The sequence below is a fragment of the Streptomyces adelaidensis genome (genome assembly GCF_016598475.1).
Lineage (GTDB): Bacteria > Actinomycetota > Actinomycetes > Streptomycetales > Streptomycetaceae > Streptomyces > Streptomyces adelaidensis.
Genome location: NZ_JAEMUX010000018.1, coordinates 96,911 through 117,490, shown reverse-complemented (window position 1 = coordinate 117,490; position 20,580 = coordinate 96,911). Strand labels below are relative to the sequence as shown.

20 protein-coding genes and 2 pseudogenes are annotated in these 20,580 nt (G+C 70.4%); 10 read left to right on the top strand and 12 right to left on the bottom strand.

Annotated elements, in window-relative coordinates:
• Positions 1 to 117 precede the first annotated feature (117 nt).
• The gene (gene leuA, locus I8N67_RS13500) at positions 118 to 1,839 is read right to left on the bottom strand and encodes a 2-isopropylmalate synthase (protein ID WP_200303293.1); all 1,722 of its coding nucleotides are present in this window, start codon (positions 1,837 to 1,839) and stop codon (positions 118 to 120) included.
• Between the two features lie 400 nt (positions 1,840 to 2,239).
• Between leuA and I8N67_RS13495 the strand changes: the two genes are divergently transcribed.
• The 4 genes and pseudogenes from I8N67_RS13495 to I8N67_RS44595 form a co-directional block, all read left to right on the top strand.
• On the top strand, positions 2,240 to 3,313 hold the full coding sequence (locus I8N67_RS13495) for a M4 family metallopeptidase (RefSeq protein WP_200303292.1): 1,074 nt from the start codon (positions 2,240 to 2,242) through the stop codon (positions 3,311 to 3,313).
• A 20-nt stretch (positions 3,314 to 3,333) separates the two neighbouring features.
• Positions 3,334 to 3,600, top strand: a complete 267-nt coding sequence (locus I8N67_RS13490) for a protealysin inhibitor emfourin (RefSeq protein WP_200303291.1) — start codon at positions 3,334 to 3,336, stop codon at positions 3,598 to 3,600.
• Positions 3,601 to 3,677: 77 nt separating this feature from the next.
• The gene (locus I8N67_RS13485) at positions 3,678 to 5,006 is read left to right on the top strand and encodes a GH1 family beta-glucosidase (RefSeq protein WP_200303290.1); all 1,329 of its coding nucleotides are present in this window, start codon (positions 3,678 to 3,680) and stop codon (positions 5,004 to 5,006) included.
• 176 nt (positions 5,007 to 5,182) lie between these two features.
• A pseudogene (locus I8N67_RS44595) lies at positions 5,183 to 5,461 on the top strand (protein-arginine deiminase domain-containing protein); the annotation flags it as partial.
• A 39-nt stretch (positions 5,462 to 5,500) separates the two neighbouring features.
• Here I8N67_RS44595 and era read toward each other — a convergent pair.
• On the bottom strand, positions 5,501 to 6,463 hold the full coding sequence (era, locus tag I8N67_RS13480) for a GTPase Era (RefSeq protein ID WP_200303289.1): 963 nt from the start codon (positions 6,461 to 6,463) through the stop codon (positions 5,501 to 5,503).
• Between the two features lie 59 nt (positions 6,464 to 6,522).
• Between era and I8N67_RS13475 the strand changes: the two are divergent.
• Together I8N67_RS13475 and I8N67_RS13470 are read left to right on the top strand one after the other, a co-directional pair.
• Positions 6,523 to 6,753: pseudogene (locus tag I8N67_RS13475) on the top strand (hypothetical protein); the annotation flags it as partial.
• The gene (locus I8N67_RS13470) at positions 6,750 to 7,088 is read left to right on the top strand and encodes a P-II family nitrogen regulator (RefSeq protein ID WP_200303288.1); all 339 of its coding nucleotides are present in this window, start codon (positions 6,750 to 6,752) and stop codon (positions 7,086 to 7,088) included. The pseudogene I8N67_RS13475 and the gene I8N67_RS13470, both read left to right, overlap by 4 nt.
• 70 nt (positions 7,089 to 7,158) lie before the next feature.
• Here I8N67_RS13470 and I8N67_RS13465 read toward each other — a convergent pair whose 3' ends face one another.
• From I8N67_RS13465 to I8N67_RS13435, 7 genes are all read right to left on the bottom strand, one after another.
• Entirely contained in the window at positions 7,159 to 7,635 is a 477-nt protein-coding gene (locus I8N67_RS13465) for a hypothetical protein (protein WP_200303287.1), read from the bottom strand.
• Positions 7,636 to 8,241: 606 nt separating this feature from the next.
• Entirely contained in the window at positions 8,242 to 8,595 is a 354-nt protein-coding gene (locus I8N67_RS13460) for a cytidine deaminase-like protein (protein ID WP_200303286.1), read from the bottom strand.
• A 96-nt stretch (positions 8,596 to 8,691) separates the two neighbouring features.
• On the bottom strand, positions 8,692 to 9,051 hold the full coding sequence (locus tag I8N67_RS13455; protein WP_200303285.1) for an MmcQ/YjbR family DNA-binding protein: 360 nt from the start codon (positions 9,049 to 9,051) through the stop codon (positions 8,692 to 8,694).
• Positions 9,048 to 10,355, bottom strand: a complete 1,308-nt coding sequence (locus I8N67_RS13450) for a hemolysin family protein (RefSeq protein ID WP_200303284.1) — start codon at positions 10,353 to 10,355, stop codon at positions 9,048 to 9,050. The genes I8N67_RS13455 and I8N67_RS13450 overlap by 4 nt, the downstream gene beginning before the upstream one ends.
• Positions 10,352 to 10,849 carry an rRNA maturation RNase YbeY gene (gene ybeY, locus I8N67_RS13445; RefSeq protein ID WP_200303283.1) on the bottom strand — a complete coding sequence of 166 codons (498 nt, stop codon included), beginning with the start codon at positions 10,847 to 10,849 and terminating at the stop codon, positions 10,352 to 10,354. The genes I8N67_RS13450 and ybeY overlap by 4 nt, the downstream gene beginning before the upstream one ends.
• Positions 10,850 to 10,862: 13 nt before the next feature.
• Complete coding sequence (locus I8N67_RS13440; protein ID WP_200303282.1) at positions 10,863 to 11,921, bottom strand: PhoH family protein; 1,059 nt, start codon at positions 11,919 to 11,921, stop codon at positions 10,863 to 10,865.
• Between the two features lie 152 nt (positions 11,922 to 12,073).
• The gene (locus tag I8N67_RS13435; protein ID WP_200303281.1) at positions 12,074 to 12,892 is read right to left on the bottom strand and encodes an IclR family transcriptional regulator; all 819 of its coding nucleotides are present in this window, start codon (positions 12,890 to 12,892) and stop codon (positions 12,074 to 12,076) included.
• A 95-nt stretch (positions 12,893 to 12,987) separates the two neighbouring features.
• Here I8N67_RS13435 and I8N67_RS13430 point away from each other — a divergent pair, with 95 nt between their 5' ends.
• The 4 genes from I8N67_RS13430 to I8N67_RS13410 all read left to right on the top strand — a co-directional run bounded on the left by I8N67_RS13430 (position 12,988) and on the right by I8N67_RS13410 (position 17,709).
• Complete coding sequence (locus I8N67_RS13430) at positions 12,988 to 14,052, top strand: 5-dehydro-4-deoxyglucarate dehydratase (protein ID WP_234045617.1); 1,065 nt, start codon at positions 12,988 to 12,990, stop codon at positions 14,050 to 14,052.
• Complete coding sequence (locus I8N67_RS13425; protein ID WP_200303280.1) at positions 14,049 to 15,350, top strand: glucarate dehydratase family protein; 1,302 nt, start codon at positions 14,049 to 14,051, stop codon at positions 15,348 to 15,350. Before I8N67_RS13430 ends, I8N67_RS13425 begins: the two co-directional genes overlap by 4 nt.
• Before the next feature lie 139 nt (positions 15,351 to 15,489).
• Positions 15,490 to 16,530, top strand: a complete 1,041-nt coding sequence (locus I8N67_RS42550; RefSeq protein WP_234045638.1) for an MFS transporter — start codon at positions 15,490 to 15,492, stop codon at positions 16,528 to 16,530.
• A 66-nt stretch (positions 16,531 to 16,596) separates the two neighbouring features.
• Positions 16,597 to 17,709 carry a carbohydrate kinase family protein gene (locus tag I8N67_RS13410; RefSeq protein WP_200303278.1) on the top strand — a complete coding sequence of 371 codons (1,113 nt, stop codon included), beginning with the start codon at positions 16,597 to 16,599 and terminating at the stop codon, positions 17,707 to 17,709.
• A gap of 398 nt (positions 17,710 to 18,107) precedes the next feature.
• Here I8N67_RS13410 and I8N67_RS13405 read toward each other — a convergent pair whose 3' ends face one another.
• The 3 genes from I8N67_RS13405 to I8N67_RS13395 are packed head-to-tail and all read right to left on the bottom strand — an operon-like array spanning position 18,108 to position 20,389.
• Positions 18,108 to 19,100: an adenosine deaminase gene (locus I8N67_RS13405; protein WP_200303277.1), complete on the bottom strand. Its 993-nt coding sequence runs from the start codon at positions 19,098 to 19,100 to the stop codon at positions 18,108 to 18,110.
• Positions 19,101 to 19,120: 20 nt separating this feature from the next.
• Positions 19,121 to 20,029, bottom strand: coding sequence for a ribonuclease Z (locus I8N67_RS13400; protein ID WP_200303276.1), 909 nt, complete (start codon positions 20,027 to 20,029; stop codon positions 19,121 to 19,123).
• Between the two features lie 6 nt (positions 20,030 to 20,035).
• Positions 20,036 to 20,389 (bottom strand): HIT domain-containing protein, encoded by a 354-nt coding sequence (locus I8N67_RS13395; protein WP_200303275.1) that lies wholly within the window; start codon positions 20,387 to 20,389, stop codon positions 20,036 to 20,038.
• Between the last annotated feature and the right edge of the window lie 191 nt (positions 20,390 to 20,580).

Sequence of the window (20,580 nt, the reverse complement as noted above, 5' to 3'; positions counted from 1 at the left end):
TCCGGACGAGGCCTTCCCGCGACCCGCACAGGGTTTGGCCGATAAACAACGGGTCACGACGGGGCCCCGCCCGCCGATATTCGGTGAACGGGGCCTTCAAACCGCCGGTCAGGCTGGTCAGCGCGTAGCGCGGTTGACGGCGGAGACGACCGCCTTCAGAGACGCACGCGTCGTGTTCGCGTCGATACCGATGCCCCACAGAACCTTGTCCCCGATGGCGACCTCGATGTACGAGGCGGCCTGCGCGGAGGCGCCCTCGCTCATCGTGTGCTCGGAGTAGTCCAGCAGGCGGGCGTCGATGCCCACGCCCTGCAGTGCGTGGAAGAAGGCCGAGATCGGGCCGTTGCCGGTGCCGACCAGGGTGGTCTCCACGCCGTCGACCTCCGCCTCCACGGTCAGCGTGTCCACGCCGTCCTTGTCGGTGGTCGACTGGTTGTTGCGGACCTGGATACGGCCCCACGGGTTGTCCGGGTTCGGCAGGTACTCGTCCTGGAAGACACCCCAGATGGCGCCGCCGGTGACCTCGCCGCCCTCGGCGTCCGTCTTCGCCTGGATCAGCTTCGAGAACTCGATCTGCATCCGGCGCGGCAGGTCCAGCTTGTGGTCGTTCTTCAGGACGTACGCGATACCGCCCTTGCCGGACTGCGAGTTGACCCGGATCACGGCCTCGTAGGAGCGGCCGACGTCCTTCGGGTCGATCGGCAGGTACGGGACGGCCCACTCGATGTCGTCGACCGTCTTGCCCTGCTCGGCGGCGGACGCCTCCATGGCGTCGAAGCCCTTCTTGATGGCGTCCTGGTGGGAGCCGGAGAAGGACGTGTAGACCAGGTCGCCCACGTACGGGTGGCGCGGGTGGACCTCCATCTGGTTGCAGTACTCCCACGTGCGACGGATCTCGTCGATGTCGGAGAAGTCGATCTGCGGGTCGACGCCCTGCGAGAACAGGTTCATGCCCAGGGTGACCAGGTCGACGTTGCCGGTGCGCTCGCCCTGCCCGAACAGACAGCCCTCGACGCGGTCGGCGCCGGCCATCAGCGCCAGCTCGGCCGCCGCGACGGCCGTACCGCGGTCGTTGTGCGGGTGGACGGAGATGCAGACGTGCTCGCGACGGGAGATGTTGCGGCCCATCCACTCGAAGCGGTCCGCGTGCGTCGACGGGGTCGAACGCTCCACCGTGGCGGGCAGGTTGAGGATGATCTCGCGGCCCGGACCGGGCTGGTAGACGTCCATCACCGCCTCGCAGACCTCCAGCGCGAAGTCCAGCTCGGTGTCGGTGAAGATCTCGGGGCTGTACTGGTAGCCGAACTCCGTCTCGGGGCCCAGCAGCTTCTCCGCGTACTCCATGACCAGGCGGGTACCGTCGACGGCGATCTGCTTGATCTGCTCCTTGGAGCCCCGGAAGACGACCCGCCGGAAGACGGGGGCCGTGGCGTTGTACAGGTGGACGGTCGCGCGCTTGGCGCCCTTCAGGGACTCCACGGTCCGCTCGATCAGGTCCTCGCGGGCCTGGGTCAGTACGGAGATGGTGACGTCGTCGGGGATGGCCCCCGGCTCCTCGACGATCGACCGTACGAAGTCGAAGTCCGTCTGTCCCGACGCCGGGAAGCCGACCTCGATCTCCTTGTAGCCCATCTTGACCAGTTGGTCGAACATCCGGCGCTTGCGCTCGGGCGACATCGGGTCGATCAGTGCCTGGTTGCCGTCGCGCAGGTCCGTGGAGAGCCAGCGGGGGGCGGCGGTGATCCGGTTGTTCGGCCAGGTGCGGTCGGGAATCTCGACCTGCTCGTACCGGCCGTACTTGTGGACCGGCATGGAAGTGGGCTGCTGGCGGTTGGCCATGATTGCGGGGGCTCCTCGATGGTCCGGAAAGGACGGCCGACGACGCAACACCAAACCACCGCGGGGAGGGGGTCGGCCTCGACTACAGGCCCTCGCCGCGGCAGCTAAGAAGAAGCAGCCCGAAACGCATGATGCGACGCAGCCTAACCGAGTCACGCTCCGTACGGGGGGCTGTATCAGTATGCGGGATGCGAGCGACTACGGAACCAAATAGTGCAAAGGCTCACATAAGCGCCTCTTCAGGGGTGTGGGGAACCGCGCGACCAGCCACAACGAACCCGCACCCGCCCACCGACAGCCAGTAACAACGCGCTGACGAAACGCAACCCATACGGCCACATTTCACCAATCAAGGTTGCCCCTAGTGACACGCCCCTAACGGAGTGCGATCGTGCCATCCATGACCACCAACGGGGGCCAAGAGCCCGTCTTCTGCACCGTCGTCCCGCCACATGTCCTCGACAGACTCGCGCGGTCCGAGGAAACCGCACTCGCCGACGCCGCGCGCAAGACCCTTCAGCGCGACGCCTTCGAGCGCACCCACCGCCGTCTGACCACGGTCATCGGCGCCCCGACCGTCGCCGCGCCCGCCGGGGCCGAGGCGGAGAAACCCCACCGCACCATCTACGACGCCCGGCACGGCACGGACCTGCCCGGCCGGAAGGTGCGCGACGAGGGCAGCGAGCCCGGCAAGGACGCGACCGTCAACCGCGCGTACGCGGGCCTGGGTGCCACCTTCGAGCTGTTCAGCAAGATCTACGGGCGCGACTCGATCAACGGCGACGGGCTGCCGCTGGACGCGACCGTGCACTACGACCGCGACTACAACAACGCCTTCTGGAACGGCGAGCAGATGGTGTTCGGCGACGGGGACGGTGAGATCTTCCTCGACTTCACCATCCCGATCGACGTCATCGGCCACGAGCTGAGCCACGGCGTCACCCAGTACACGGCGAACCTGACGTACTTCGGGCAGCCGGGCGCCCTGAACGAGTCGATGTCGGACGTCTTCGGCTCACTCATCAAGCAGTACACGCTCGGCCAGACCGCCGCCGAGGCCGACTGGCTGATCGGCGCGGGCCTGCTCGCCCCGCGCGTCACGGGCACCGCCCTGCGTTCGATGAAGGCCCCGGGCACGGCGTACGACGACGACGTCCTCGGCAAGGACCCGCAGCCGGCGACCATGGACGACTTCGTCCGCACCGGCCGCGACAACGGCGGGGTGCACATCAACTCCGGTATCCCCAACCACGCGTTCTACCTGGTCGCGTCCGAGCTGGGCGGCCACGCCTGGGAGCGGGCCGGGCAGATCTGGTACGACGTGCTCACCGGCGGCGAGCTGACCCAGCAGGCGTTGTTCGTGGACTTCGCCACGCTGACCGTCGCCGCCGCGAAGGCACGGTACGGCGACAGCGGCGACGAGCTCCAGGCCGTGCTCAAGGCCTGGGAGCAGGTGGGCGTGCGGACGCTGTAGTTCCGTACTAGACATGACCCATGCGTATTGAAGTGCGGCGCACCGGCGGTTTCGCGGGCATCGAGCGGCACGCGGTGGTGAACACCGCCGGGCGGCCCGATGCCTCGCAATGGCAGGCCCTGGCCGAGCGGGCACTCGCCGGCGGCCGTGGCACCGCGCCGCTCGGGGTGCCCGACGGTTTCGCGTACGAGATCACGGTTGACGACAGGACCGTGTACTGCGCCGATCCCCGGCTGACGGAGGAGCAGCGGGAGCTGATCAGGCGGGTGCTGAAGGAGGGGGCCTGAGCGGCCGCCGCGGCACGTAACGGGCGGTTCACCCTCGGGCGTTGACTTCCGTTACCCGTGGTACGCATGATCCGCCCATGGCGACCAACCCGATACCCCAGTTCCCGGCCGGCTTCCTGTGGGGCGTCTCGACCTCCTCCCATCAGATCGAGGGGGCCGCGGAGCAGCGTGAGCCCTCCGTGTGGGACGACTTCTCGGCCGGGGCGGGCCACATCAAGGACGGCTCGACGGCGGCGGTGGCCTGCGACCACGTCCACCGTTACCCGGAGGACGTGGCCCTCCTGCGCGACCTGGGAGTGGGCGCGTACCGCTTCTCGATCTCCTGGCCCCGGGTGAACTCCCCCGGCGGACTCGACTTCTACGACCGTCTGGTGGACGAACTGGCCGGGGCGGGCGTACAGCCGGTGCCGACGCTCTTCCACTGGGATCTGCCGTCGTCGCTGGAGGAGGCGGGCGGCTGGCTGAACCGGGACACCGCCGAGCGGTTCGCGGAGTACGTCGCCGTCGTGGCCGCCCGGCTGGGCGACCGCGTCACCAAGTGGATCACCATCAACGAGCCGGCCGAGCACACCCTGCTGGGTCACGCCCTCGGCACCCACGCGCCGGGCAAGCAGCTGATGTTCGACGCGCTCCCCGCCGCCCACCACCAGCTGCTGGGCCACGGCCTGGCCGTACGGGCGCTGCGCGCTGCCGGGGTCACGGACATCGGCATCGCCAACTCGCACGGGCCGACGTGGGCCGCGTCCGAGGAACAGGCGGACGTGGAGGCGGCCGGCTTCTACGACCTGCTCCTCAACCGGCTCTTCGCGGAGCCGGTGCTGCTGGGCGAATACCCGGAGGGAATCGGCGAGTTGATGCCGGGCACGGACATCGGGTCCGACCTGAAGATCATCTCCGAGCCCCTGGACTGGTACGGCATCAACTACTACGCGCCGACCCGGGTGGGCGCTCCCGAGGGCGCGGACATCGAGTTCGGCGGCGTCACGATCCCGGCCGAACTCCCCTTCACCGTCAAGCAGATCGAGGGCGTCCCCACAACCGACTTCGGCTGGCCCGTCGTCCCCGAGGGCCTGACCGAGCTGCTGACCGGCTTCCACGAGCGCTACGGCGACCGGCTGCCGCCCGTCGTCATCACCGAGAACGGCTGCTCGTACGACGACATCGACGACCAGCGGCGCATCGCCTACCTCGACGGCCACATCCGGGCGCTGCACAGGGCCACGGAGGCGGGCGTCGACGTACGCGGGTACTTCGTGTGGTCGCTGCTCGACAACTTCGAGTGGGCGCAGGGGTACGCGCGGCGGTTCGGGCTGGTGCATGTGAACTTCGAGGACTCCGCGGCGTTGGAGCGGACGCCGAAGGCGTCGTACCGGTGGTTCCAGGAGGTGCTCCGGGCACAGCGATGACGCTCATTCCACAGGCGGCCCACAGGCAACGGATGTGCGCGCTCACCGGTCTTCAGTGCTGACCAGCCCCGCCGCCGAAGGGACGCACTGTGCCCACGCGTTCATCCAGATCCTCCCGAACCCGCCCCGCACGGCAGAGCAACGCACGGCAGAGCAACGCACGGCAGGCGATAGCCGTGCTCGCTGTGTCCGGAGCCCTGCTCGCGACGCCCTCCCTCGCCGTGCCCGCCGCCTTCGCGGCCGGGGCGCCGCCGACCGATCTGCGGGTGGACGTGAACCGGGACGGGCGCGTCGACGTCACCGGCGCGACCGACACCGCAGGGGAGAACGGCTGGAGCGTCGGCCGGGGAGCGCTGATGCTGCCCAACATCGATGACGACAGCCGCCGTTGTCCGGTCACCGGGCCCAAGGGCAAGCCCCTCACCAACGCTCAGCTGGCCGCCTGCAACCATGCCGGCCGCCGCCCCGGTTCTCCGTGGCGGCGGCGGTTTCGCTCAGAAGCCCAGCTTCCGCAGCTGTCTGGGGTCGCGCTGCCAGTCCTTGGCGACCTTCACGTGGAGGTCGAGGAAGACCGGGGTACCGAGCAGGGCCTCGATCTGCTTGCGGGACTTTATGCCGACCTCCTTCAGGCGCTTGCCCTTGGGGCCGATGATGATGCCCTTCTGGCTGGGGCGCTCGATGTAGACGAAGGCGTGGATGTCGAGGAGCGGCCGGTCCGCGGGCCGGTCCTCGCGGGGGAGCATCTCTTCGACGACGACAGCGATGGAGTGGGGCAGCTCGTCGCGGACGCCCTCCAGGGCGGCCTCGCGGATGAGCTCCGCGATCATGACCTGCTCGGGCTCGTCGGTGAGGTCGCCCTCGGGGTAGAGGGCGGGGCCCTCCGGGAGGAGGGGGGCGATCAGGTCGGCCAGCAGGTCCACCTGCTTGTCGGCGACCGCCGAGACCGGCACGATCTCGGCCCACTCGAAGCCCAGCTCCTTGCCGAGCTGGTCGATCGCGATGAGCTGCTCGGCGAGCGTCTTGCTGTCCACGAGGTCGGTCTTCGTGACGATCGCGATCTTCGGCGTCTTCTTGATGGACGCCAGCTCCTTCGCGATGAAACGGTCACCGGGGCCGAGCTTCTCGTTCGCCGGCAGACAGAAACCGATCACGTCGACCTCGGCCCACGTGGTGCGGACGATGTCGTTGAGGCGCTCGCCCAGCAGCGTGCGCGGCTTGTGGAGGCCCGGGGTGTCGACCAGGATCAGCTGGGCGTCCGGGCGGTGCACGATGCCGCGCACCGTGTGCCGCGTGGTCTGCGGCTGGTCCGCCGTGATCGCCACCTTCTGGCCGACCAGAGCGTTCGTGAGGGTGGACTTGCCCGCGTTGGGGCGGCCCACGAAGCAGGCGAAGCCGGCACGGTGGGGGGCCTCGGCCGGCTGCTCGGATGACTGGATACGAACGCTCATGGCGCCCATTGTCCCTGATCCACACCGCTCATTCGGACAAGTACCTGCCACATCTCCGAATGACCCGCGGCACAGCCGACGACGAGGAGCACGAGCACACCGGTCTCGACCTTACGGTGCACGCCGGGACGGCATACGATCACGGCGTCCTGGGCCATGGTGCCCCGGTCACCGCGTCCGTCCAGTCGCCCACCGCCCTCTCCACTCCCTCTCCCTCCGATCCCTCCGATCCCTCCGATCCCTCCGATCCCTCCGATCCCTCCGATCCCTCCGCACAGAAGGCCAAGGCCCAGGCATGAAGCTCATCACCGCGATCGTCAAGCCGTACCGCCTCGACGCGGTCAAGACCGCGCTGCAGGAGGCGGGCGTGCACGGTCTGACCGTCAGCGAGGCCAGCGGCTACGGCCGGCAGCGCGGCCACACCGAGGTGTACCGGGGCGCCGAGTACCAGGTCGACCTCGTCCCCAAGGTGCGTATCGAGATCATCGTCGAGGACGCCGACTCCGATGCCGTCATCGAGACGATCGTGCAGGCCGCCCGGACCGGGAAGATCGGCGACGGCAAGGTGTGGGCGCTGCCGGTGGAGACGGTGGTGCGGGTGCGGACGGACGAGCGGGGGCCCGACGCGCTCTGACGGCGCAGGCACGACGAGGGGTGGTACCGCCGGGCAGGCGGCACCACCCCTCATCTCATGAGCTCTCGGCTCAGTCGAAGACGAACGGCCCGGGCGACTGTGCCTCGCCGGCCGTGCACGTCACGGTGAAGCCCAGGATCACCATCTGGAGCGAGCCGCCGAACGCCTCCAGGCTGTCGCCGGGGGCGACGGTGCCGGTGAGGGGGCCGACGGTGACGCCGTCGCCGAGCGCCAGCGCCGGGTTCTCGGTACCGGTGAAGGCGGTCGTGCCGCCGCTCGCGTTCACGAGGGTGAGCGTGGACTGGATCGAGTCCTCGGCGAGGGCGATCGGAGCGGTGATCTCCTCGGAGGAGACCGTGATCGTGGCGGAGGTGCCGTCCTGGGTGGCCGTGAGCGTGGCCACGCCGGAACCGCCGATCGTGCAGGTGGCGTTGATCGTCGCGACGTCCGGGGTGACAGCCACGGCGGTCGGGGCGAGCGCGAGGCCGGTGACGGCCAGCGTCCCTGCCACGAGCGCCGCGCCGGCGCCGAGTCGTATGCGTCTCATCGAGCGTATTCCCTTCCCTGGTACGGGCGTACAAGGCCTGGGGAAGCCTTGTACGGCCCGGTACGGGCTTTGCCATGTGGGGGCGGAACAGTGCGCGGCCGCGCGGCGGAATCTGACGGTCCGCCATGAGAACGGGTCCATTGAGACGCGGGCGGCCCAAGATTGCAAGGGGTGTTCCCCGCTTCCGCCAAGGGTCGGCGAAAGTGGCCGAAGACCTACGCCCGGCACGGACCCGGCCCGCCGACGGGGCCCGCCCGTCGAGGCGTTCTGCCCCATCCCGCACGGCTTGTCACCGCCCGGCCCCGGGTGTCCACTCGTCCGCGCATGATTCTCACGCGACCCGGAGAACTGTTACCGGCCGTAACACTATGGCGGGGGCACCCCTTGGCGGCACGATTCCAAGATCACTACCCTCTACGAGTGCTCTCCTACGACGAGTCGCGGCCGCCGGAGCGGGAACTGTTGGACGCGCGGCAGGGGGCTGTGGCGCGCTGAGGCGCGCCGGGGCGCGGAAGTGACTCTCCTCGGGGCATCGACGCGGACACTCGTGATCAAGGGCAGCCGGGTACCCGGCGTCGACGCCGACGCGGCCGAGGCGGGCGGGCGTCAGCCCGCCGTCACGGTCGCGCTCACCGAGCCGTCCGGTCCCGCCAACAGCACCGGCGTCTTCGGACCGCCGAGGTCCCGTACGGCGGCCCGGTCCTCGTCGGAGACGGTCTCCGTCTCGGTCACGACGGCCGCCGCCTCCAGGGACTTGGCGCCGGAGGCCACCGCCATGGCGACCGCTGTGCGCAGCGCGCTCAGCCGCAGGGACTCCAGGGCCACGGTCCCGGCGACGTACGTACGGCCCGTCTCGTCCCGTACGGCCGCCCCCTCGGGCACGCCGTTGCGGGCCCGCGCGGAACGGGCCAGGGTGACGATCTTGCGGTCCTCGGGGTCGAGCGCGCTGCTGTCGGTCATGAGCCGAGCATACGTAGCCGCCTCCACCGCCCGGCGGCTCACCCCGCCCCGGAATCTCCTGACCGGCGTCCGCACGGGGTCTCGTACCGGCCCGGCTCAGGGCCGGTCGAGACGGAGCCGTTCGGCCCGTGGCAGACCGGCCACCACCAGGTCGTACGAGTCCTCGACGAGCTCCCTGACCAGGCGGTCGGGGAGGTCGCCGTCGACCGTCACCGTGTTCCAGTGCCGCTTGTTCATGTGGTAGCCGGGGGCGATGAGGCCCGGGTGCTCGGTGCGCAGCCGGACCGCGTCCTCGGGGTCGCACTTGAGGTTGACCTTCAGGGGCCGCTGGTCCGTCCAGCTAAGGGCGAACATCTTGCCCAGCACCTTGAAGACGGAGATCTCGGGGCGGAAGGGGAAGTCCTCGACGGCCTCGCCGAAGGACAGGCAGAGGTCGCGCAGCTCGTCGGGGCTCACTCCGGCTTCTTCTCCTCCTCCGGCTCCCCGGCGGGGTCGATCGGCTCCACCAGCACCGTGACGATCTTGTTCCGGCGGCCGGCGGCGGCCTCCGCCGTGAGCCTCAGTTCACGCTCGTCGGGCAGGAAGACGACCGAGGAGGCACCCGCGATGGGGACACGGCCCAGGGCCTTGGCGAGGAGGCCGCCCACGGTCTCCACGTCCTCGTCGTCGTAGGCATCCAGGCCGTACAGCTCGCCGAGGTCGGTGATGTCGAGGCGGGCGGTGACCCGGTACCGGTCGTGGCCCAGCTCCTCCACCGGCGGCAGCTCACGGTCGTACTCGTCGGTGATCTCACCGACGATCTCCTCCAGGATGTCCTCGATGGTGACGATGCCGGCGGTGCCGCCGTACTCGTCGATGACGACGGCGACGTGGTTGCGCTCCTGCTGCATCTCGCGCAGGAGGTCACCGGCGTTCTTGGTGTCGGGGACGAAGACGGCGGGACGCATGGCCGTGGACACCAGTTCGCTCTCGGCGTCCCGGCTGATGTGCGTCTTGCGGGCCAGATCCTTCAGGTACACGATCCCGACGATGTCGTCCTCGCTCTCCCCGGTGACCGGGATGCGCGAGAAGCCGGACCGCAGGGCGAGCGTCAGGGCCTGGCGGATCGTCTTGTAGCGCTCGATGACGACCAGGTCGGTGCGCGGGACCATCACCTCGCGTACGAGGGTGTCGCCCAGCTCGAAGATCGAGTGCACCATGCGGCGCTCCTCGGCCTCGATCAGGGACTCCTTCTCGGCGAGGTCCACCAGCGCGCGCAGCTCGGCCTCGGAGGCGAAGGGGCCGCGCCGGAAGCCCTTGCCGGGCGTCAGCGCGTTGCCGATCAGGATGAGCAGGGACGGGATCGGGCCCATGACGCGGGCCAGCGGCAGCAGCACGTACGCCGCCGCCGTGGCCGTGTTCAGGGGGTGCTGGCGGCCGATGGTGCGCGGGGAGACCCCGACGGCCACGTACGACACGAGGACCATGACGCCGATGGCGACGGCCAGGGCCTCCCAGGTCCGGTCGAACTCCTGCAGACAGGCGTAGGTGACGAGCGCGGCGGCGGCCATCTCGCAGACCACACGCACAAGGAGCGCGACGTTCAGATAGCGGGTCGGGTCGGCCGCGATCTGGGCGAGCTTGGCGCTGCCGCGCCGCCCGGACCGTACGGCCTCCTCGGCGCGGAAGCTGGAGACGCGCGCGAGGCCCGCCTCCGCGCAGGCGGCGAGCCAGGCGACGACGACCAGGGCGATCGCGCCGGAGACGAGGGTGGGGCTCATGAGACGGTCGGGGCCGGGGACGGGCCGGTCAGGCCCTTCTCCGCACGCCAGCCGTCCACGATGGCCGCCTGGAGGCCGAACATCTCGGCCTTCTCGTCCGGCTCCTCGTGGTCGTAGCCGAGCAGGTGCAGCACTCCGTGGACGGTGAGGAGGTGGAGCTCCTCGTCCATGGAGTGCTGCGTCTGCGCGTCCTTGCCCTGCTTCTCGGCGACCTCGGGGCAGAGCACGATGTCGCCGAGCAGACCCTGCGGCGGCTCGTCGTCGTCCTTCGACGGCGGCCGCAGCTCGTCCATCGGGAAGGACATGACGTCCGTCGGACCGGGCAGGTCCATCCACTGGATGTGCAGCTGCTCCATGGCGTCGGCGTCCACGACGATCACCGAGAGCTCGGAGAGGGGGTGGATGCGCATCCGCGTCAGCGCGTAGCGGGCGATGTCGAGGATCGCCTGCTCGTCGACCTCGGTTCCGGACTCGTTGTTGACGTCGATCGACATGGTGCTGGCTTGTCTACTTCCGCTTGTTACGGGCGCCCTGGTGGGTGCCGTTCTCCGTACCGTTCTCGCTGTCGTACTTCTCGTACGCGTCGACGATACGGCCGACCAGCTTGTGCCGTACGACGTCCTGGGACGACAGTCGGGAGAAGTGCACGTCGTCGAGGCCCTCCAGGATGTCCTGCACCTGCCGCAGACCCGACTTGGTGCCGCTCGGCAGGTCGACCTGCGTCACGTCACCCGTGATCACGATCTTCGAGTCGAAGCCGAGGCGGGTGAGGAACATCTTCATCTGCTCGGCGCTCGTGTTCTGGGCCTCGTCCAGGATGATGAAGGCGTCATTCAGGGTCCTGCCCCGCATATACGCCAGCGGCGCGACCTCGATGGTTCCCGCCGCCATCAGCCGGGGGATCGAGTCCGGGTCCAGCATGTCGTGCAGCGCGTCGTACAGCGGGCGCAGGTACGGGTCGATCTTCTCGTAGAGGGTGCCGGGGAGGAAGCCGAGGCGCTCGCCCGCCTCGACCGCCGGGCGGGTCAGGATGATGCGGTTGACCTGCTTGGACTGGAGGGCCTGGACGGCCTTGGCCATGGCGAGGTAGGTCTTGCCGGTGCCGGCGGGGCCGATGCCGAAGACGACGGTGTGCTTGTCGATGGCGTCGACATACCGCTTCTGGTTGAGCGTCTTGGGGCGGATCGTGCGGCCGCGCGAGGACAGGATGTTCTGGGTCAGGACCTCGGCCGGGGTCTCCTGGCCGTCGCTCTGTCCGTTGTCACTCGCTCTCAGCATGGCGATCGAGCGTTCCACCGCATCCTCCGTCATCGGCTGTCCGGTGCGGAGCACCAGCATCATCTCGTCGAACAGGCGCTGGACGAGAGCGACTTCGGGGGCGTCGCCGACCGCGCTGATCTCATTGCCCCGGACATGGATGTCGACCGCCGGGAAGGCCTTCTCGATCACGCGCAGGAGGGAATCTCCCGAACCCAGGACGGTCACCATGGGGTGGGCCGCCGGAACGGTGAACTGTGCTCTCGCCTTCCCCTGCGCGGGGGTGTGAGCTGTGGGTGTCTGAGTCATGGGCCGGCTCTGTAGGCCTGCACGTCCTCCTCGATGAGGCATGACCGCCGCAAGGCGGCCTTGTGGTTCAAGAGTACGACGATGCGCTGACAGTGCCGTAGGGCTTTTCGCGGGCTGCGGGAGAGCTCGGGCCTCGCTGTGGCCTCTCCGGCTCAGCGCCAGACCGGCGAGCCGGCTCCGCCCGGGGCCGTCGCCTCGATCTTCGCCCTGATCTCCCTCATCACCGCCACGATCCGGCGCTCGTGCTCCGGGTTCAGGCGGGCCACCGGTGCGGAGCAGCTGATGGCGTCCTGCGCCGGGACGTCGGATCGGAGGGCGAAGCCGAAGCCGACGATGCCGGTGACGCCCTCCTCGCGGTCGACGGCGTAGCCGCGGGCGCGGATGGCGGCGAGGTCGGCGGCGAGGGACTCGCGGGTGGTGTGGGTGTTGGGGGTGAGTGCCTCGTAGGGGCCCTCGGGCAGGTCGGTGTCGCGGCGTTCGGCGAGGAGGGCCTTGCCGAGGGCGCCGGCGTGGGCGGGGAGGCGGCGGCCGACGCGGCTGATCGTGCGCAGGTACTCGTGGGACTCGCGGGTGGCCAGGTAGGCCACGTCCATGCCGTCCAGACGGGCCAGGTGGATGGTCTCGCCGAGGGCCTCGGAGGCCTCGTCGAGGTAGGGGCGTACGGCGCGTACGCGCGGGTCGGAGTCCAGGTAGCTGGTGCCGGTGAGCAGGGCGCGGATGCCGATGCCGTACAGGGAGCCGGTGGTGTCCGTGCGGACCCAGCCGCGGCCGATCAGGGTCTGGAGGAGGGCGTACATCGAGCTGCGCGGGACCTGGAGCTCGTCCGCCAGTTCCTGGAGGCGCGCGGGGCGGTCGCCGCGCGCGGCCAGCAGTTCCAGCAGGTCGACCGTGCGCGCCGCGGACTTCACCTCACGGACACCCCCGGCGCCGCCCACGCCACCCGCTCCATCCGCGGCCGCTGTCTCCGACATGTGCCGATCGTAATAGGGGCGCGCACGACCATTGACGGCTGGTGTTCGCTTACCTAATCTCCATCTCCATACGTAGATGACGTCTACATAGGGAGATGAGCACGGTGAGTCCCGGTACGGCCCTCGGCACGGAACTCGATACGGACCCCGGTACGGACACGGTCCGGCGGCTGCGGCGCGGCATGGCGGAGGGCGTCCTGTCGTTCCCTCTGACCAGCTTCCGCGCCGACGGCTCCCTCGACCTCGACGGCTGCCGCGCCCACCTCGACGCACAGGTCGCCACCGGCCCCGGTGCCGTCTTCCCCGCCTGTGGCACCGGCGAGTTCTTCTCGCTGGACGAGGACGAGTACCGGCAGGTCGTGACCGCCGCCGTGGAGGTCACGGCGGGCCGGGTGCCCGTCGTCGCCGGCGTCGGCTACGGGTGGGCGCAGGCCGCACGGTTCGCGCGGATCGCCGAGGAGGCCGGCGCCGACGCGCTGCTCGTGCTGCCGCACTACCTGGTCGCCGCCCCGCAGGACGGCCTGGTCAGGCAGTTGGAGGAGATCGCCGTACGGACCCGGCTGCCCCTCATCGCCTACCAGCGCGGCCAGGTCGCCTTCACCGCCGAGTCGCTGCGGCGGATCGCCCGTATCCCGGGCGTCGTCGGCCTCAAGGACGGCCACAGCGACCTCGACCGGCTCCAGCGCCTCACCCTCGCCGCGCCCGAGGGCTTCCTCTTCTTCAACGGCGCCGCCACCGCCGAGATCCAGGCCCGCGCCTACGCCACCGTGGGCGTCCCCGCCTACTCCTCCGCCGTGCACGCCTTCGCGCCCGAGATCGCCGGCACCTTCTTCGGCGCGTTGCGGCGCGGCGACGACCAGGTGACCGAGAGGCTGCTCCGCGAGTTCTACGTACCGCTCGTCGAACTGCGCGACCGGCGGGCCGGGTACGCCGTCTCGCTGGTCAAGGCGGCGGCACGGCTGCGCGGCCGCCCGGTCGGCCCGGTACGCGCCCCGCTCACCGACCCCTCGCCCGCCGACCTGGCCGACCTGGAGAAACTCCTGTCCACCGGCCTCGACCTCGCCGCCGACCTCACCGCCGCCGTGAAGCCCGCGGTGAGGCCCGCCGCCGCACAGCCCGCCGTGCAGCCCGCCGTCCCGACCGTAGGAGCCGCCCTGTGACCGCGACCCGCGACCTGACCATCACCGAGGTCCGGCTGACCCCGATCCTGGTCGCCGACCCGCCGCTGCTGAACACGCAGGGGGTGCACCAGCCGTACACCCCGCGGCTGATCGTGGAGGTCGTGACCGCCGACGGGACCACGGGCGTCGGTGAGACGTACGGCGACACCAAGTATCTGGAGCTGGCCCGGCCGTTCGCGGCGAAGCTGGTGGGCCGCTCGGTGAGCGACCTGAACGGGCTGTTCGTCCTGGCCGACGAGGTGGCGGTCGACGGGTCCCGGGTGTCGGGCCAGGTCGATGTGGGTGGTCTGCGCGGTGTGCAGACCGCCGACAAGCTGCGGCTGTCCGTCGTCTCGGCCTTCGAGGTCGCCTGCCTGGACGCGCTCGGCAAGGCCTTGGGGCTGCCCGTGCACGCGCTGCTCGGCGGCAAGGTGCGGGACGCGGTGGAGTACAGCGCGTACCTCTTCTACAAGTGGGCGGACCACCCCGAGGGCGTCGTCTGCGAGAAGGACGACTGGGGGGCGGCCGTGGACCCGGCCGGGGTCGTCGAGCAGGCCCGGAAGTTCACCGAGCGGTACGGCTTCACGTCGTTCAAGCTCAAGGGCGGCGTCTTCCCGCCCGAGGAGGAGATCGCCGCGATCCACGCGCTGGCCGAGGCGTTCCCGGGCCATCCGCTGCGCCTCGACCCCAACGGCGCCTGGTCCGTGGAGACTTCGCTCAACGTCGCGGCCGAGCTGGCCGACGTCCTCGAATACCTGGAGGACCCGGCGCTCGGCACGCCCGCCATGGCCGAGGTCGCCGCGCGGACGGACGTCCCCCTCGCCACCAACATGTGCGTGACGACCTTCGCCGAGATCAAGGAGGCCTTCACCAAGGGCGCCGTCCAGGTCGTCCTCTCCGACCACCACTACTGGGGCGGCCTGCGCAACACCCGCGAACTGGCCGCCATCTGCCGCACGTTCGGCGTCGCCGTCTCGATGCACTCCAACACCCACCTCGGTATCAGCCTCGCCGCGATGACCCACGTCGCGTCCACGGTCCCCGACCTCCACCACGCCTGCGACTCCCACTACCCATGGCAGTCGGAGGACGTCCTGACGGAACGCCTCACCTTCGAGAACGGATCGGTACGGGTGTCCGACGCACCCGGCCTGGGCGTCGAACTCGACCGCGACAAGCTGGAGTTCCTCCACCGACGCTGGCTGGCGGACGACGGCGCGCTGAAGGACCGCGACGACGCGGCGGCGATGCGCGTCGCCGACCCGGACTGGGTCACACCGACCGTGCCCCGCTGGTAGCGAAAGAACAGGGGCGCAGCCCCGTTCTTTCAGCGGCGCGGGGAACTGCGCGACAAGCCCCCACCGGCCCCCGCACCCACCCACCCACCGCTCGTCTCCCTCCCCCTCCCTCCCCCTTCCCCCCTCCCTTCCTCTCCCCCTGCCCACGATCGGAGCCGCTCGTGCCAGCAGCAACCCCCCACCCCCACCAGCCCCCCGAAACCCACTCCCCCGCCGTCCAATCCGCCATCCACAAGATCTTCCGCCGAGTGGTCCCCCTCTTCTTCATCATGTTCGTGGCGAACTACATGGACCGGGTCAACCTCGGCTTCGCCCAGGACCAGCTCCGCGCGGACGTAGGCCTGTCGGCGGCCGCCTTCGGACTCGGCGCCGGCATCTTCTTCATCGCGTACGCCATCTTCGAAGTCCCCTCGAACTGCTCGCCGACCCGCAGATGCTGCTCTTCCTGTGGATCTACTTCGCCATCAACGTCGCCCTGTACGCGGTGACGTTCTGGCTGCCGTCGATCGTGGACGACATCGGCGGGCTGGGCGAGTTCCAGGTGGGGCTTCTCACGGCGGTGCCCTGGCTGTGCGCGCTGGTGGCGGTGTTCGTGAGCGGCCGGTTCTCCGACCGGATCGGCAAGCGCCGGCCCGTGCTGATGACCCTGCTGTTCATCGGCGGCTGCGGCACACTCCTCGCGGTGTTCGTGTCGCCATGGGTGGGGCTGGGCGCGCTGTGCATCGCGGCGATGGGCTTCAAGCCCGCCTCCCCGATCTTCTGGACGATCCCCCAGAGCTACCTGGACGCCCGGGCCGCCCCCGGCATCGCCCTGATCAACTCCATCGGCAACCTGGGCGGCTTCGTCGCCCCCACCGCCTTCGGCCTGATAGAGGACACCACCGGCTCCACAAAAGGCGGCCTGGTAGGCCTCACAGTCATCGGCTTCCTGGCCGCCCTGAGCGTCCTTCTGCTAAGAGGCGGAGGCCGCAACGACAGGGCGCGCACAGCGCCCCTCAAGGGGCGCGGGGAACTGCGCGAACAACCCCCGCGCGCCGCACCCGCCAAATCCCTCCTGGGACCGAGCGGGAAGGCGAAAAGCGGGGCAGAAGGGGCGGCAGCCCCTGGGGAGGGGACGGGTAGGGGCGGCGGGGGCGAATCCCCGCCCCCCACGGCGCACCGAGGCCCGACAACAGCATGACCCGCCCCACCCAGCGGAGCGCTTGGTGCAGACTGGCTGGATCCGCACCACGCCAGGGAGCACACCGTGACCGCGTTCAAGGGAGAACGTCCACACCGCCGACCGCAGGTCGACCCGCTGAGATCCGTGCGCGGGCCGGGTGACCCGCCCCGGGACGTCTATCTGACCGGCACCGTCTTCCTCGACATCATCTTCACCGGGCTCGACTCCGCCCCGGTGCGCGGGACCGAGTCCTGGGCACGCGGAATGGGGTCGAGCCCCGGCGGTGTGGCGAACATGGCCACGGCGCTGGCCCGCCTGGGCCTGAAGACCTCGCTCGCCGCCGCCTTCGGGGACGACCACTACGGGGAGTACTGCTGGGACGCCCTGGAGCAGGGCGAGGGCATCGACCTGTCCACGTCCCGTACGGTCCCCGGTTGGCACTCCCCGGTCACCGTCTCCATGGCGTACGAGGGCGAGCGCACGATGGTCTCGCACGGGCACGCGGCGCCCCCGGAGGAGCCCGCGCCGGAGTGCCCGCCCGAGGCGCGCGCCGCCGTCGCCTCCCTCACGCCCGGCGTACGCGCCCCCTGGATCGCGCAGGCCGCGGGCCGGGGCACCCGGATCTTCGCGGACGTCGGCTGGGACGAGACCGGCGCCTGGGACCTGGCGGGGCTCCCCGACCTCGCGCACTGCGAGGCGTTCCTGCCCAACGCGCAGGAGGCGATGCGGTACACCGGCACCGGGTGCCCCCGGGCCGCCGCCCGTGCCCTCACCGACCACGTCCCGGTGGCCGTGGTGACCTTGGGCGCGGACGGCGCGTACGCGGTGGACGGCCGGACCGGCGAGACGGCCGAGGTGCCGGCCATCGCCGTGGAGGCCATGGACCCCACGGGCGCGGGCGATGTGTTCGTGGCCGGTTTCGTCACCGGCACCCTGGCGGACTGGCCGCTGGCGGACCGGCTGGCCTTCGCCGGTCTGACCGCCGCGCTGTCCGTCCAGGAGTTCGGCGGCTCGCTGTCCGCGCCCGGCTGGTGCGAGATCGGCGCGTGGTGGCGCCAGGTGCGGTCCCTGGACCGACAGGACCCCGCGGCCCTGCGCCGGTACGCCTTCCTGGCGGACTTCCTCCCCGAGGAGCAGGCCGGCCCCTGGCCCCTGCGCCGCGCGGTCCCCACGATCGGCTTCCGCCGCTCGGCCTGACCCCCGGCACCCGTCACCCCTGCCCTCACCACAGGACGTGCAGCCGCTCCGGGCACCCTCTTGATGTCGCCCGTCCGCCGGACCAGCTGTTCCGCGGCACCGGGGACGAGGCCGCCGAACTGTTCACCCTCGCCTCCCGGCTCGCCGCGGAACTGGGCGAGGAGCCGCTGCGGGGGATCGCCGTCGGAGGCCGTCGGAGGCACCTTTGACGGCAACTACACCGCGGCGGTGGCCTGTCCGACGCTGGACGGCCCGGGTGCGGTGGGAGGCGGCGCACACGCGGACACCGAGTACGTGGGGGTCGCGCGGATGGTCCCGCGCGCCCGACTCATTGCCATCTCCCGAGCGGCGCGTTCCCGACACGTTCCCGGCGCGTTCTCTCCGCCCCCGCCGGGCCGTCATCCGAACTCGTACGCGTCCACCTCGGCGATGCAACGGGCCCGCCGCTCCTCGTCGTGCTCCAGGAAGGACGCGGTGAACGAGTTGCGGGCGAGTTCGCGCAGCCGGTCCTCGCTCAGGCCGAGCGTGCGCCGTACGGCGTCGAAGTTGTCACCGGCGTAGCCGCCGAAGTAGGCGGGGTCGTCGGAGTTGACCGTGCACAGCAGGCCCGCGTCGAGCATGGTGGGCAGGGGGTGGTCGGCGAGGGTGTCGACGGCGCGCAGCCGTACGTTGGACAGCGGGCACAGCGTCAGCGGGATCCGCTCCCGCACCAGCCGCTCGACGAGGGCCGGGTCCTCCATGCACCGGAGCCCGTGGTCGACGCGTTCCACGCCGAGGATGTCGAGGGCCTCGGTGATGTACTCCGGCGGCCCCTCCTCCCCCGCGTGCGCCACGCGCCGCAGCCCCAGCGCGGCGGCCGCCTCGTACACCTCACGGAACTTGGCCGGCGGGTGCCCGACCTCGGCGGAGTCGAGCCCGATCCCGACGATCCGGTCGAGATACGGCTCGGCCGCCGCCAGGGTGTCGAGGGCCGACGCGGCGGACTCGTCCCGCAGAAAACACATGATCAGCTGCGTCGAGACCCCGTGCGTCGCCTCACTCCTCCCCAACGCCCGCCACAGCCCCTCGACGACCGTTCCCATCCCCACGCCCCGCGCGATGTGGGCCTGCGGATCGAAGAAGATCTCCGCGTGCCGCACCCCCTGGGCGGCGGCGCGGGTGAGATAGGCGTCGGCGAGGTCCGCGAAGTCCTGCTCGGTGCGGAGCACGGCCATCAGCTCGTAGTACAGGTTCAGAAAGCTCTGGAGGTCGTCGAACTCGTACGCCTCGCGGAGCGCGTCCGTGTCCGCGTACGGCAGCGCGACCCCGTTCCGGCCGGCCAGCTCGAAGGCCAGCTCCGGCTCCAGGGTGCCTTCGATGTGGAGGTGCAGTTCGGCTTTGGGGAGGGACATCAAAGCATCGTACGGCCGCTTTACCGCCGTTTCGGAACCGGTACCCGGAGCAGATCGTGCGCCACGGTCAGCTCCCCCTCGAACCCCGCGGCCCGCGCCTGCCGCTCGAACTCCTCCGGCTCGGAGTACCGCTGACTGAAGTGGGTGAGCACGAGATGCCGTACGCCGCTGTCACGGGCCACCGAGGCGGCCTGACCGGCGGTCAGATGACCGTGGTCGACGGCGAGTTGGACATCCTCATCAAGAAACGTGGACTCGATGACGAGCATGTCGGCGGCGTCCGCGAGGGCGTACACCCCGTCGCACAGCCGGGTGTCCATGACGAACGCGAACCGCTGCCCGCGCCGCACCTCGCTCACGTCGTCGAGCGAGACCCCGCCTATCGCGCCCTCCCGCTGGATCCGCCCGATGTCCGGCCCCTTGATCCCGTGCTCGGCGAGCCGTTCCGGCAGCATCCGGCGCCCGTCGGGCTCGACGAGCCGATACCCGTAGGACTCCACGGGGTGCGACAGCTCGCGCGCGTCGAGGGTGTACGACGGCGTGGCGGCCAGCACCCCGCCCACCCCCTCGACCGGCGCTTCGGTCAACTGGACCGTCTCCCGGTACGCGGTGGCGTACCGCAGCCGGTCGAAGAACCGCTGTCCGGAGCGCGGGTAGTGGGCGGTGACGTCGTGCGGGACCCGGTCGAGGTTGATGCGCTGGATGACACCCGCGAGACCCAGCGAATGGTCCCCGTGGAAGTGGGTGACGCATATCCGGTTCAGGTCGTGCGCGGCGACCCCGGCACGCAGCATCTGCCGCTGCGTGCCCTCGCCGGGATCGAACATGATCCCCTCGCCGTCCCAGCGCAGCAGATAGCCATTGTGGTTGCGGTGCCGGGTCGGAACCTGGCTGGCGGTACCGAGGACCACCAATTCACGTACGGACATGGCTCGTTATCCGGGAGGCCAGTGCAGGCCGCGCCCGCCGACGACGTGCGCGTGCGCGTGGAACACGGTCTGGCCGGCCCCGGTGCCCGTGTTGAACACGATCCGGTAGCTCTCCAGCTTGTCCTCGTCCGCGATCGCCTGCGTCTCCCGCAGCACGTCCGCGGCGAGGGCCGGCGCGGCGGTGGCGAGGGTCGCGGCGTCCTCGTAGTGCGCCTTCGGAATCACCAGTACATGCGTCGGCGCCTGCGGGTTGATGTCCCTGAACGCGACGGTCGTCTCCGTCTCCCTCACGATCGTCGCCGGTACATGCCCCGCCACGATCTTGCAGAACAGACAGTCGCCCTGCGGCTCCCCTGCCATACGTTGCCTCCTCGCCGCCGGTTGATCGAGTACGGCAGCATCGTATCCAGTCCCGCGATCGAGACCGGGGGTTCGGGTCCGTTGGCGCGTGCGGCTGGGTCGTGGTTGCCCGCGCAGTTCCCCGCGCCCCTGAAAAGCAGGGGCCGCGCCCCGTGCATTTCGCTTTCAGGGGCGCGGGGAACTGCGCGACA

Excerpts from the sequence above, each read along its gene's own strand:
- leuA (WP_200303293.1), bottom strand. The coding sequence starts at position 1,839 with ATGGCCAACCGCCAGCAGCCCACTTCCATGCCGGTCCACAAGTACGGC.
- I8N67_RS13395 (WP_200303275.1), bottom strand. The coding sequence starts at position 20,389 with ATGGCAGGGGAGCCGCAGGGCGACTGTCTGTTCTGCAAGATCGTGGCG.
- I8N67_RS13460 (WP_200303286.1), bottom strand. The coding sequence starts at position 8,595 with ATGACCGACAGCAGCGCGCTCGACCCCGAGGACCGCAAGATCGTCACC.
- I8N67_RS13465 (WP_200303287.1), bottom strand. The coding sequence starts at position 7,635 with ATGAGACGCATACGACTCGGCGCCGGCGCGGCGCTCGTGGCAGGGACG.
- I8N67_RS13495 (WP_200303292.1), top strand. The coding sequence starts at position 2,240 with ATGACCACCAACGGGGGCCAAGAGCCCGTCTTCTGCACCGTCGTCCCG.
- I8N67_RS13405 (WP_200303277.1), bottom strand. The coding sequence starts at position 19,100 with ATGTCCCTCCCCAAAGCCGAACTGCACCTCCACATCGAAGGCACCCTG.
- I8N67_RS13490 (WP_200303291.1), top strand. The coding sequence starts at position 3,334 with ATGCGTATTGAAGTGCGGCGCACCGGCGGTTTCGCGGGCATCGAGCGG.
- ybeY (WP_200303283.1), bottom strand. The coding sequence starts at position 10,849 with ATGTCGATCGACGTCAACAACGAGTCCGGAACCGAGGTCGACGAGCAG.
- I8N67_RS13485 (WP_200303290.1), top strand. The coding sequence starts at position 3,678 with ATGGCGACCAACCCGATACCCCAGTTCCCGGCCGGCTTCCTGTGGGGC.
- I8N67_RS13450 (WP_200303284.1), bottom strand. The coding sequence starts at position 10,355 with ATGAGCCCCACCCTCGTCTCCGGCGCGATCGCCCTGGTCGTCGTCGCC.
- I8N67_RS13400 (WP_200303276.1), bottom strand. The coding sequence starts at position 20,029 with ATGTCCGTACGTGAATTGGTGGTCCTCGGTACCGCCAGCCAGGTTCCG.
- I8N67_RS13440 (WP_200303282.1), bottom strand. The coding sequence starts at position 11,921 with ATGACTCAGACACCCACAGCTCACACCCCCGCGCAGGGGAAGGCGAGA.
- I8N67_RS13430 (WP_234045617.1), top strand. The coding sequence starts at position 12,988 with ATGAGCACGGTGAGTCCCGGTACGGCCCTCGGCACGGAACTCGATACG.
- era (WP_200303289.1), bottom strand. The coding sequence starts at position 6,463 with ATGGGCGCCATGAGCGTTCGTATCCAGTCATCCGAGCAGCCGGCCGAG.
- I8N67_RS13470 (WP_200303288.1), top strand. The coding sequence starts at position 6,750 with ATGAAGCTCATCACCGCGATCGTCAAGCCGTACCGCCTCGACGCGGTC.
- I8N67_RS13435 (WP_200303281.1), bottom strand. The coding sequence starts at position 12,892 with ATGTCGGAGACAGCGGCCGCGGATGGAGCGGGTGGCGTGGGCGGCGCC.